The following is a 12,687-nucleotide window of genomic DNA, read 5'->3' as shown; positions in this document are numbered from 1 at the left end:
ACTATTTAGGAGGGAGTTATGGCTGCTGTTGATGAAAAAAGTATGGTTCCTACTATCTTAATCGGAGTAGGAGGAACAGGTAATGAGGTGCTGGCAAGAGTGCGGCGCTTAGTTGAAGAAACCTATGGAAGTTTGAAGAATTTTCCGATTATCAGTTTTCTGGTCATTGATACAGACAAAGAATACAAATTAAACAATCCTGGTGCGGGTGGAACTCCGTTCAAGGACAACGAGAAATACTTTGCTAAGGTCAGCGGTAATGAAGTTGAAAATATCATGTCTAACATGGACAACTTCCCCTGGATCGCAGATTGGTTTCCTAATGAATTAGAGCGCAATATGACGGCTTTAGAAGCAGGTGCCGGACAGATTCGTGCCTGCGGTCGGTTTGCTTTTTTCTGCAACTATCACAAAATTAAGCAAGCATTTAACTCGGCGTGCGATCGCGTCAAAGGTCACGAAAATTGGATGTTGGACAAATACAACGTCAAAGTCAACGGTAATGCCGTCAACGTGTTTATCACCGGCTCGATTTCTGGTGGCACCGGCAGCGGGATGATTATCGACATCGGTTATGCTGTCCGCAAGTGGCTGCAAGGACAAGGAAGTGCGACTACTACGGCTATTGTGCCGATGCCTAATGCTTTTCAAGGTATCAATGTGGGCGATCGCGTTTTAGCAAACGGCTACGCGGCCTTAATGGAATTGAGCTATTTTTCCGACTACCGCACAGAATATGCAGTGCAGTACAGTGCAGGTTTGATCGATGAGATCCGCGATAAAAGACCAGCCTTTGATTTCACTTATTTAGTCGGGATTAAAAACGGTGAAGCTGAATTTCCCCTCGACCAAATTCGGGAAATGATCGGCCAGAATATCTTTCTGGACTTGACCTCGGATTTTGCTCCCCACAAGCGATCGATCCGAGATAATATTAAAGGTTCTTGGGCCCAAGCAGATCCGGGCGGCCGCGGCTATTCCAAACAATTTATGAGTTTTGGGCTGTCAGCAATTGAAATTCCCATCGCCCAAATTCGCACATCTTTATCCAATCGTCTAGCTGCTGATTTTGTGAGTTGGTGGATGAACGAATCTGTGGTATTAGTTCCCAATCTTTTGGAGACGGTACAAAGTGACCTCAAGCGGATTCGGCTGACAGAAATGGAAATGTTGACTGACTTGAGTGCTGCGGGCGATAAGTCTTATTTAGCAGAACTGTCCGGCTGGGTAAACAGCATTCGCAATGAAATTAATGCAGATAATAAACTGCAATCCACTCAACAAGGATTGTTGGGTATTTTCGGCTCAGAAAAGGGTAAAATCCTGCAATTTGTCAGTTATTTACAAAAGAAAGTCGAGGAATATCGGGGCGATCACCTGCGTGAAATGAGTCCGGACGAGCGGCTGCACGGCGATTACTTGCAAAAAATGTACGATAACCGCAACCGCATTATCAAAGAAGGACGCAAAAACCTAGAAGCCGAGTTTTACACGATTCTGGAAGACCGCAACAAAGGGCCGAAATTTGCTGATGCTTTTATCGCAACAGTCCGACAAATCTTTGAGAATGCTGTTGAGAAGTTTCGCCGGGAAGGAGAAAAGATTTGGGAGCCAAATGAGGCTCGTTTTCAGCAACAATACCAAAAAGGTTTGGAAGATATTGTCCATTACCTAGAGAAGTTTGGTTTGAGCAAACAAGACGCTATGGAAAAGTATTGTGCTACGGCTCTCAGCGGGTTAGAGGGGAGTTTGATCGCAATTATTCAGCGCAAAAGCCGATCGCTCGGATTAGAGGTCATTATCAGGCTGCAAGAGCATTTGACGGAATTGGAAACTCGCTTAGCTCGCTTAAATCAAAAGTTGCGCCAAAATCGGGATGACTTTCAAAAAGCCGCAGACCAACAAGCAGCCAGTGCGGATGTGCTGGTAATTAATGGTATCAAATTGTTTGACCGCCAACAACTAAATGACTTGTACCGAGATATGGTCGAGCAATTAGCAGGTGCTTCCGAAGGTGCAAAAAGTAAGTATGAATTGGGGATGGATGGAACTTGCAGCAATTTGTCGAGTCAAGTGCTCGCAGAAGCTAGTCCGCTGTGGAAACAAAACCGGGAGGCGGATGAGGTGATGCGCCTGTTTGACTTGCCACAATTGCAGGATGTCCAAGATCCAGATTTCAAGGAAATTATAGATCAAAAAACGCGGTTGGTGATAGATAATGCACCTAATAGCTGTCGATTGAAGCGAGATTTGGCAGCTTGCGACGGACTGTTCAAAATGTTTAAGAATGATGAAACAGACATCCGCAATCAATTAGCGATCGCCTACGACAAATCTAAACCCCTAATTTTGCTTTCCGGGCCAGTCATGAGCGGGAAAGATGCAGGCTTTACGCCAGCACTCAACACCAAAGCCGCTCTCGTTGGCGGACGTAACAGCACCGAACCAGCAGCTATCAAATTAATTCCTTTGATCAAAGAACGGGTTGGTAGCAGCGATGCAATTACCCCCCTGGGAGAAGCAGAACGCCACCGCATTATTTTTGTACAAGAAGTCGGCGGTTTTTCGCTGCGCTGTATTGAAGGAATGCGGGAATTGCGGCAGTCTTATCAAGATTGGAAAGGCCAATCAATCCAAGCAAAACGGGCAAAAGCCAAGGGAGAAAGCAAAGACCCTCCGATCCCAGTTCACATTCAAAAGGAAGCACCTTTTTGGGATGTATTTCCAGAGGATGAGAAAATTTTAAAGTTGGTCGTGCAAGCACGAGCTTTAGATGTTTTGCGACGGGAAGAAAACCGCAATACCAAGGAAAAAGTAATCCGTTACACAATCAAAAATGTGATTGGTGGTAAAGAGAATGTCGATCTTGCTTCTACCTGGGAAGAAACGGTGCAACTTTTGGAAGTTGTGGCCTGTCGTCCTGACAAAGAAGAGATTCAAAAACAGGTAATGGCTATCTTGACTGCGACGGAAACTGTGCCGCAAAAACAACAGCTATTCAGCCAATTGAAAGCTTATATCGACGCGCGGGCGACTGAATTAGACAAAGAAGGAGGGGATGAAAGTCCAGTTTATAAACGAGAGCTCAAGATTATTCAAGAGGTGATCCAAACTTACAAATTGTCTGCGCCGGAACCGGGTCAAACTCCGCCGCCGCCTCAACCAGTTGCAACTCCAGTACCTCCAGGATTGGACAACATTTATACCGTTCCTACTTTGATTAATCCTCCGGGTGGTATTTCGTCACCGCCAATTCAACCACCGACTTCTCCTCAGCAGGATTTTGTGTTTTGTACTAGCTGTGGCCACAAGAATCCAACTAGCTCGAAATTCTGTGCTAAGTGCGGTACGCGGCTGACTTCTGTTTGTTGAGGGTTTTGGTAGTTATGTTATTTACTCGTTTACTCGTTACCAGGCTGGAGCCTGGTAACGAAGATCCGGAGGCTCTGCCTCCATTTTCCCAGCCGAGGCAGAGCCTCTGGATCGGGGTTCCCAGGCTGGAGCCTGGGAACCAGTTAATCTACGCAGAAACCCGGTTTCTGATGTCATATAGCTAGGGCGAGAAACCGGGTTTCTATGAGTTTTGCGTTGGGTAACGAGAGATTTAGGAAGAAACCCGGTTTCTGGGGGCACAAATTGGTTCGCGAGGAAGTATAGAAGCAGGATGTAAAAATAGTGATACCAGAACTATCGGCTGGAACTTCGATCAAACAATGCTACCGAATTGACAGAATTTTGGGTCAAGGTGGATTTGGTCGGACTTATTTAGCGTTAGATAAACAAAATAATAATTGCGTTCTCAAGGAGTTTGCTCCGAGCAATACTAAGCCGGAGGCTTTGCGAAAAGCTCGCCAACTATTTGAGCAAGAAGCAGAAATTTTACGCAAGCTCAATCACCGCCAAATCCCGGAGTTTCTGGATTGGTTTGAGGATAATGGGCGCTTGTTTATTGTGCAGGAATTTGTCAATGGGAAAACTTATTCTAATTTAGGGCAAAGCAAAATATTTTCAGAATATGATATTAGTGAATGGCTGCGGCATCTGCTGGAAGTGCTGGAATACATTCATGGAAAAGGGATTATTCATCGGGATATTTCGCCGGATAATATCATGCTGCCAAATGGTAATAATCCCAAACCGGTGCTGATTGATTTTGGTGTGGTTAAATATGCTGGGACACAGCTTATAAGTGGCAATCAGGGTGCTGCTAATTCTAATCAAACGCGCGTGGGAAAAGGAGCTTATGCTCCATCTGAACAGTTGCGGAGCGGGAAGTGTTACCCGAACAGCGATCTCTATGCTTTGGCTGTGACGGCGATCGTCCTTTTGACTGGTAAGGAACCCGATGCTTTGATGAATCATCACAATCTGGAGTGGGAATGGCGATCGCACGTAACTGCGAGCAACCCACTCGCTGACATACTTGACAAGATGTTGCAGGAAAAACCGAGCGATCGCTATCAATCAGCTAGAGATGTATTAAATGCTCTCGATAATAGCCAAAAACAAGGAAAAACTATTATGAGTGAATCAAATACTGAAATTAGTCCACCTCCTGGACAATCTACAACTGAAATTTCTACAGGAAATCCATATGCAGGAAATTCCTATGCAGGAAATCCATCCCAGCCGACAAAGCCTCAACAGACTCGAAGTCAATGGAAAACGATCGCCCTAATTGCCGCTCCAATTCTGCTCTTAGTCGGTGGAGTCCTCGCCCTGGAGTCGCCTCGCATCGGTTTTTTGTGTGGCCCTCTCAATAACTGTGCTGCGGATAAACCGTTTAACGAAAGTTACAACAGCGCGGTCAAACAGGCTGGTGACGCCCGTGTTTTGGGGCAAAATGCTCAAACAGACCAAGAGTTGCAGACGGCTCGCGATCGCATGAAAAGCGCGATCGACGAGTTATCAAAGATTCCGTCAACGGCGAAAGTCCACCCCGACGCCCAAAAGTTGTTACCTTCCTATCAAAGCGAGTTGACGGCGATGGAAGCGCGTTTGAGTAGGGAGCAACAAGCTCAGAAACAATTGGAAGAAGCAGAGGCGATCGCCACCAACGCACCTAAAGAAACCGATTTATCAAAAAAGAAAGCTGCGTGGACTCAAGCAGCAGACAAACTCAAAGCAATTGGTTCCGATTCCTTCGTTGCTGACAAAGTGAAAGCTCGTTTAGCAGAATGCGATCGTCAGATTAAAGACATTGAAACTTCCATTCCCCAAGCAGCGCCCAGCCCACGACCCCCCAGCCCGCCAGCCCCCAGCCCCGAACCAACACCAACTCCTGCTGACGACCTTTTTAAACTCTCACCTAATAGTAGCAAGTCCGCACCAGCGCCAGAACCCTCGCCATCTCTCCCTAACGATCCAACTCCTAAAGACGACAAACCCCTGTTCTAAAAAAAACAGAATACCCAGAATCTCGCAGCACTTAGAATGCTGCGGGCTTCTAAGAGAAGGATATTTTATTAAGACTTACAGGCGAGAGTCAGAAACCGGGTTTCTTCGTTGATACTTCGATACTCAACCAAGATTTATCGGAGAAACCCGGTTTCTTCGGCGCTATTCGTGAGTCAGAAACCAGGTTTCTTCGTTGATACTTCGATACTCAACCAAGATTTATCGGAGAAACCGGGTTTCTTCGGCGCTATTCGTGAGTCAGAAACCAGTTTTCTTCGTTGATACTTCGATACTCAACCAAGATTTATCGGAGAAACCCGGTTTCTTCGGCGCTATTCGTGAGTCAGAAACCGGGTTTCTTCGTTGATACTTCGATACTCAACCAAGATTTATCGGAGAAACCGGGTTTTTTCGGCGCTATTCGTGAGTCAGAAACCAGGTTTCTTCGTTGATACTTCGATACTCAACCAAGATTTATCGGAGAAACCGGGTTTTTTCTGGGCACTCGTGCGCCCAGGACAGTGATGTGAAATCTTTAAGTTTGATTTCTAAATTTTGGTTTATAATTCAGAGAAGCAGGCATATATACAAAGATAGTCAGCGGACAGCGATAGCAGGTTGAATCAGGATGTTTGCTGCGAGTCAGCAAACCCATTCAAAAGCTGCTGCGACTTGTCGCACTGATTTAATATCCACCGACTCAGAATCAGCAATCATTTCCATCCAACAAATCCGTCTCATAATTCATCTTACAAATAAGGAATAAAATTGCCAATGAAATTTCAGCCACTGACATCACTGATTACTGCATCAGCGATCGCACTTGCTACTACTATTCTCGCCAGCATTCCGACACCCGCGCAAACCACAAGCTTCGTCTGCGGCAAAAGTGGAGGTCAACCCGCCACTATTTTGCAAAGATCGAGCGGCCAAGTCACAATAATCAAGTGGGTCTCTAATAGTTTTGCAGACTCGGGATTCGATGCTCAGCGCCGATGCGAACAGGTATCTGACAGATTTCAACAGTATCACAAAACAGGCAATCTTAAATACCTGACAACCGGAGTAATCAACCGGCAAGCAGTAATTTGTGTTGCTACCAGTCGGGGCGGCGACTGCGCCCGCGAGTTGCCCAATAACGGCTTGTTGTTTACCGTTAAACCGGGTAGCAATCCACAAGATACATTGAAACGCTTGGTGAATTTGCGCGATCGGGCGAGCACCAATTCACTCAATGAAAGCGCGCCTTCTCGCCGAATAGATGTCGAAAATGGCGATCGACTTTACATCGACATGGGCGAATATCTCAACAGCCAACCGACAGAATCTGCATCCCCGCAGTCTGTGGAATCCGATGCTAGCAACCAACTTTTTTAAGATGAGATAAGACGGCGGTTTCAACCGCGTCTACACAAATGAAGTCCATGCCAAGCGGACTGAAGAGGAACACGTAATTTTAACCGCCCACTCTTCAACCTGCGGAGGCAGGTTTTGTTTGTGTAGGCGCGATTTCAATCGCCCGGTATTCTCAAGGAGGTGATTTGTGAAACTTCGAGTATTGAATTCCATTCCAACAACGTTAGCATTAACCTTGGCAAGCACAATTATTTTTAGCAGTGCCAGCAAGGCTGAAAAACTCACTTTTTTTTGCGGTACAGTTGATGGCGAACCCGCAATCATCGCTCAAACACCGCAGGGCAATATACCAGCAATTAGATGGGTGTCGAGCGATTTCCAAGTTTTAGGTGTTAATTCGCGATCGCAGTGCGAACAAATGGCCGAAAAACTTCAGAGAGATTGCGCCCAACCAACTGGTATCAGCCAGCAAAGAGCAGTTTGCACAATCATTCAAGCAGGCAATTCCTCCGCTGGAAGTTCGCTAAACTCCGATTTAGGAAGTGATACTTCTGAGCAATTGGCACCTCTTTGGGGTTCGGACATTCAACTCTCCCAATCCCCGGAAAAATCGCCAATATTTCCTGTTTATATTCAGATGAATGTCTTTGTAAACGGGTTTCCCCCAGCGGCCACAGTTCCTGGCGAACCAAATATTTTCGCGAATCCCGCATCTGGGAGCAGCACCAAGGGGAAACCTGATCCGCAAGCTCCTTTGTGGTGAAATTTCTCTCGATAGCTAGGTATATCGAGCCAAAAATTATTCCTTAAAATTAGGTATGGAGTGTATGACAATTAAGTTTAAATACGGACTTTCGGCGGCGCTTGTCGGTGCTACAATTGCGGTAGTGCAAGCGCAAAAAGCCGTAGCACAAACAGCAGAACAAGTCAACAAAATTGCCGAAGAAATTACAGTATTAATCGAAGGACAAAATCAGGGTTCTGGGATAATTATTGCTAGGGAAGGAAGTACCTATTATGTACTGACTGCCAAGCACGTAGTAGGGGGAGGAGGGGAATTAAAAATTACGGGGCCCGATCGCAATTCCTTCCGAGTAGACAGTAGCAATATTATCCAATTGCCGGGAGTCGATTTGGCGATCGTCTCCTTTGTCAGTTCGAGCAATTACGAGATAGCGCAATTGGCAGATTCTAAAAGTGTCACCGTCGGAGAGCAAGTCTACGTTTCCGGCTGGCCGAAACCGGGAGACACGATTAACAGACAGATCCGTCAGATGACAGCAGGACAAATTTCCGCTCGCGAACGAGTCAATGACGGCTATGAATTGATTTATACAAACCCAACTCGCCAAGGAATGAGCGGAGGGCCGATCCTCGATACTCGCGGCCGCGTGATTGGCCTTCACGGACGTACAGAAGGGAGCGCAGACGATCAAGTCGTTAAAGCTTGGGTAAACTTGGGAATTCCGATCAACACCTTTGTAGAACTGGCTCCTAAAGCTTACGCGGAACAGGGAAAAGAAAAACTCAAACGGCAAAATTATCAAGGGGCGATCGCAGATTTCAGTCAAGGATTGCGATTCAATCAAAAATCCGCCGATGTTTTCAACGGTCTAGCCTATGCTAACTTTGCTCAAAAAAATTACAGAGCTGCTCTAGAAAATGCCCTCAAAGCTATCCAAAGTAACCCACAATTAGCCGAAGCTTACCGCATTAGTGGCGCTAGCAATGCTCAACTGGGAAATCATAAAGAGGCGATCGCGGATTTCGATCGGGCTATCCAAATTAATTCTAACTTTGCAGATGCCTACGGCCTGCGGGGAGTCAGCCGAGCTCAAATCAAAGACTACATAGGAGCCAACTCCGACATCGCCCAGGCGATCCGCCTAGCTCCCAACAGTGCGGTGGGCTACAACCGCCGCAGCGAAGTGCGCCGCATCGTCGGGGACAGCGAAGGAGCCAATGAGGACGCTCAAAAAGCAGCATCGCTGGATGGCTCGTCAGGGAATGAAGACGGCTTCCAAATAGCACTCAACAGCGGACTGGGAATATCTGCGCCGAGAAACCAACAAGTTGCGAGAGTTGAGCCGCAGCAGCCGGTACAGCAGCCGGTGAGGAATGTTCCCCAACCGCGTCCAACACGAAATAATTCCCTAGTAGAAGCAAAGCAACCAACAGCCACACCTACACCGACACGAGAGCCGCAGCCGCGCATTCAGCCAGCACCTCAAGCAGTGCGACAAGCCGCAGCGCCAGGAGCGGAATCAGCAATTCAAGCCTTAATTCGCGGCCAGCAAACCTTCCGCACGCGCAACGGTGTATTTACAGGTACTGTCAGTTTGCTGGAACGATCGTTTAACATTCAACTTCCCATGTCAAAGTTTAACTTTGCCATCCACACTACTACTAGGGGAGCATATCACTATGCTATACCTCTGAACCGCAACCAAAAAGCCTATGTGGGAGCGGTGTTTTTGACGGAAGCAGCTACTAATAATAATCCTGTAACAGTATCAATTGTTTGCGAAACCGATGAAGCCAGCACCATTCGCCCGCCAGATCCATTATATGTACAGGGTCAGCCGATTTGCCGTCCGGGTACGTCGCCGGTGGGTGCGAGTAATTTGCAGTCTGGAAATCCTGAGTCTTTAACGAACAATCAAGCTGTTTCCGAAAAGGAATGGTAACTTTTACAGGCAAAAAACTAGAGATTTAAAAGGTAGAATCCCAGAAAAAATTGTTTTCTACCTTGAATTTTTTAACTTTTAACTTTGAACGCAAGGAGTGGTAATCATGATGAACAAACACAAGTTATCGAGTTCGATCGCCATTGCTGGCTCGATCGCCATTGCTGTAAGTGCGATCGGCACTGATGCTAGCGCTCAAAAAACCACCGTTCAAACCACAGCATTTGTCTGTGGTAGAAGCAACGGCGCTCCCGCAACCCTTGCTCAGACCGATCGGGGTGATATACCGGTGATTCTATGGACTTCCGATCGTTTCCGCGATGCCGGCTACAGTCCAGAACGGCGCTGTCTGGAAGTATCAGCCAGATTCCAGCAATACTTCCGCAATGAAAAACTCAACTACCTGACTACTGGTATTATGAACAACCAGCAAGTAGTTTGCGTTGCCGATCGAGACGGAGGTGATTGCACTGGATTGCTGTTCACCCTAAAACGAGGGAGCGATCCCAGTCAAGTATTAAAAAATTTACTTGCTGTGCGCGTCCGCGCCTCTTCTTTACCGCTCAATGAAAGCACATCTCGTGTTTATATAGATATGAGCGAATATCTCAAACAGGCTGCTGTAGAAAATCAGCGGAATTCGCAATCTGATAGTCCTGTCTGGTAAGACTGCCGTAAATTCTGTAACATTAATATTAATGAATTGGTTTCCCCTAGCGTTCTTAACTTGTACTGCTGGTTTGTTAACCGGAGTGGCAGTTCAACTACACAATCGAGGTTTCTCGGCTGGTGAACTTGTCCGCACAGATTTATCGCAGCAATCTCAAGGAGGTATATTTCAACTAAGCAAGCCACCTGTGAAATCGCCAGCGGCGCAACCGCTGAATTTGCCTGCCAAACCCCTAAAACGATTGTCAGGAGAGAATCAGAGAGAATCGCTTCCCCAGAGAGTAGGAGATTTATCGGCAAAAGCTATACTCCAAAAAGCCCGTTCAATTACTGTAAAGGTGCTTTCTGGAGATAGTTGGGGTTCGGGGATTGTCATTGGGCGGCAAGAACAAGTTTATACCGTGCTGACAAACGACCACGTATTAGAGTCAGGAAAAACCTATCGCATCCAAACTCCAGACGGTAAGATTTACTCCGCCACCCGATATTTAGCAACTCTATTTACAGGCAAAGATTTAGCACTTTTGCAGTTTAGCAGTACCAAATCCGACTACAATATAGGCGTGTTTGGAAGTTCTTCGGCAGTCAAAGAAGGAGACCAAGTATATGCTGCCGGCTTTCCTTTTGAAGGTGACAAGTCAGATACAACTGGATGGAAATTCACTGACGGACGAGTATCGCTAATACCTGAAAAATCCCTCGAAGACGGCTATCAACTGGGTTATAACAATCAAATTGAAAAAGGCATGAGCGGCGGGCCCGTGCTGAATAGGGCGGGTGAGGTGGTAGCTGTGAACGGAATGCACGCTTATCCGCTTTGGGGAGATCCTTATGTGTTTCAGGACGGCTCTAAACCTTGTGAACCAATGCGGCAGTTAATGGTGCGATCGAGTTGGGGAATTCCCAGCGAAAAGTTTTTGCAATTAGCACCGCAGTTCTCAACAAAAATGGCTGATAAAACGCCTAAAGATATGAGATTTATTCAGCAGCCGGGGACATCAAATTTAAAAGTTTCCCCACCAGATTATAACACTGCTACGCTGATGCGGCAACAGGCTGCGGCGGCTAAAAGTTGCACTCAGCTTTAGTCTCATTGATATATTTTGAATATTCAGAACTCAGACAACTTCTGCGAAGTCGGGGATATATTTCAATACGCTGGGGTTAACAATACTTCGGACAGTTTCATTGCCCGCACCCACAGGCGAGAAACCCGGTTTCTACGAGTTTTGCGTTTGGTAACGAGAAATTTAGGAAGAAACCGGGTTTCTGAGGTCGTCGTGTCTGCCCTTACAGCAAATCTTTCAATTTCTCGTCTTCTCCCAACAGTTTGATTACCTGTTTAATCTCCTGCGTCCTTTCTTTTTTCACAATTAAAGTAACATTGCCATCCCTAACAACGACAACATCTTCTAAACCGATCGTGACAATCACTTCATTGTCATCCGCTGCATAAAGAATGCTATTCTTGGTATCAATTCCGACGTGTTTTGCTAACTCGACATTTGGCTTGTCTCCTTGCAGCAAACGCCCGATCGCATTCCAATCACCTAAATCGTCCCAACTAAAGCCTACGGGTAACACACAAGCCTTTTGTGTCTTCTCCATCAGCGCGTAATCGATGCTAATTTTGGGCAATTCGGAGTAAGCAGCAGCACCTTTAGCTTCCAAAGCTGCCATCATTTCGGGTACATAATTTCGCAATTCTGTCAAGACTGTGCCGACTCGAAACACAAAAATTCCGCCGTTCCAGCTAAACTTACCGCTGGCTACGAATTCCTCAGCCGTCGCGCGATCGGGCTTTTCGGTAAATCTCGCCACCCGATACGCCGGAAAACCGCCAAAACTGCCAATTTCCTCACCTTGTTCGATGTAGCCGTAACCAGTAGAAGCATAACTCGGTTTGACACCCAAAGTGGCGATCGCACTTTCCTTCGTCGCCAAATCCGCCGCCGCCTCCAAAGTCTTGATAAACTCCTGCGGTTCCCCAATCCAGTGATCCGCCGGGAAAAAACCCACCACTGCATCCTCACCGTAACGCTTCGCAGTTTCTATAGCAGTCCAAGCCACCGCCGGCGCAGTATCCCGGCCCTCCGGTTCCGCCAGCAAATTCTGGGGAGGTAAAAGCGGCAATTGTTCTCGCACTCCATCGGCCAACATTTCCGATGTTACCACCCACAAATCCTCCCAACCGTTACCTAATTCCAAAAGTCTTTCCGCAGTAGCTTGTAGCAAACTCTTGCCGCTACCGTCGAGACTCAAAAACTGCTTGGGGCGCTGTTTGCGACTCAGAGGCCAAAAACGTTCGCCTTTACCGCCGGCAAGAATCACAGGAATTAAGGTTCTACTCATGGTTTAAATTTTAAACAGTTCACGTCCATTTTGCCTCGATCTCCGTAGGAAGACGGCATTATCCATTAGTGTCAACTTAAGACTAAAACTCTTGATAAATCTCGTTTGTAGCCAAGGTCAGATCCCCCTAAATCCCCCTTAAGAAGGGGGACTTTGAGAAGAATTCTCTCCCCTCCCCGAATCGTTGCGGGGACTTTGGCCGCTTCTTGTCCCCCCCTTCCTAAGG

Annotated in this window: 8 protein-coding genes; 7 read left to right on the top strand and 1 reads right to left on the bottom strand. The window is 46.7% G+C overall.

The annotated features are described in order from the left end of the window. Positions 1–18 precede the first annotated feature (18 nt). The 7 genes from QUB64_RS20105 (at position 19) to QUB64_RS20075 (ending at position 11,197) form a co-directional block, all read left to right on the top strand. On the top strand, positions 19–3,372 hold the full coding sequence (locus QUB64_RS20105; RefSeq protein ID WP_333272337.1) for a tubulin-like doman-containing protein: 3,354 nt from the start codon (positions 19–21) through the stop codon (positions 3,370–3,372). Between the two features lie 303 nt (positions 3,373–3,675). Beyond that, positions 3,676–5,397 (top strand): protein kinase domain-containing protein, encoded by a 1,722-nt coding sequence (locus QUB64_RS20100; protein WP_333272336.1) that lies wholly within the window; start codon positions 3,676–3,678, stop codon positions 5,395–5,397. Positions 5,398–6,171: 774 nt separating this feature from the next. Continuing rightward, positions 6,172–6,774 carry a COP23 domain-containing protein gene (locus QUB64_RS20095; protein WP_333272334.1) on the top strand — a complete coding sequence of 201 codons (603 nt, stop codon included), beginning with the start codon at positions 6,172–6,174 and terminating at the stop codon, positions 6,772–6,774. Between the two features lie 166 nt (positions 6,775–6,940). Next, complete coding sequence (locus QUB64_RS20090; RefSeq protein ID WP_333272331.1) at positions 6,941–7,516, top strand: COP23 domain-containing protein; 576 nt, start codon at positions 6,941–6,943, stop codon at positions 7,514–7,516. Positions 7,517–7,580: 64 nt separating this feature from the next. Beyond that, complete coding sequence (locus QUB64_RS20085; RefSeq protein ID WP_333272327.1) at positions 7,581–9,440, top strand: trypsin-like peptidase domain-containing protein; 1,860 nt, start codon at positions 7,581–7,583, stop codon at positions 9,438–9,440. Positions 9,441–9,546: 106 nt separating this feature from the next. Next, positions 9,547–10,107, top strand: coding sequence for a COP23 domain-containing protein (locus tag QUB64_RS20080; protein WP_333272325.1), 561 nt, complete (start codon positions 9,547–9,549; stop codon positions 10,105–10,107). A gap of 31 nt (positions 10,108–10,138) precedes the next feature. After that, complete coding sequence (locus QUB64_RS20075) at positions 10,139–11,197, top strand: S1 family peptidase (protein WP_333272323.1); 1,059 nt, start codon at positions 10,139–10,141, stop codon at positions 11,195–11,197. A gap of 202 nt (positions 11,198–11,399) precedes the next feature. On the opposite strand, the gene QUB64_RS20070 is transcribed toward QUB64_RS20075, so the two are convergent. Further along, entirely contained in the window at positions 11,400–12,461 is a 1,062-nt protein-coding gene (locus tag QUB64_RS20070; RefSeq protein ID WP_333272321.1) for a mannose-1-phosphate guanylyltransferase, read from the bottom strand. Positions 12,462–12,687: the final 226 nt, after the last annotated feature.

The organism is Microcoleus sp. Aus8_D2, from assembly GCF_036702665.1.
In the GTDB taxonomy this organism is placed as follows: Bacteria; Cyanobacteriota; Cyanobacteriia; order Cyanobacteriales; family Microcoleaceae; genus Microcoleus.
This window is presented reverse-complemented; position numbering and strand designations above follow the sequence as displayed.

What these genes read in the sequence shown, in the direction of transcription:
- QUB64_RS20105 (WP_333272337.1), top strand. Translation starts at nt 19, where the DNA reads ATGGCTGCTGTTGATGAAAAAAGTATGGTTCCTACTATCTTAATCGGA.
- QUB64_RS20095 (WP_333272334.1), top strand. Translation starts at nt 6,172, where the DNA reads ATGAAATTTCAGCCACTGACATCACTGATTACTGCATCAGCGATCGCA.
- QUB64_RS20085 (WP_333272327.1), top strand. Translation starts at nt 7,581, where the DNA reads ATGACAATTAAGTTTAAATACGGACTTTCGGCGGCGCTTGTCGGTGCT.
- QUB64_RS20080 (WP_333272325.1), top strand. Translation starts at nt 9,547, where the DNA reads ATGATGAACAAACACAAGTTATCGAGTTCGATCGCCATTGCTGGCTCG.
- QUB64_RS20075 (WP_333272323.1), top strand. Translation starts at nt 10,139, where the DNA reads ATGAATTGGTTTCCCCTAGCGTTCTTAACTTGTACTGCTGGTTTGTTA.
- QUB64_RS20070 (WP_333272321.1), bottom strand. Translation starts at nt 12,461, where the DNA reads ATGAGTAGAACCTTAATTCCTGTGATTCTTGCCGGCGGTAAAGGCGAA.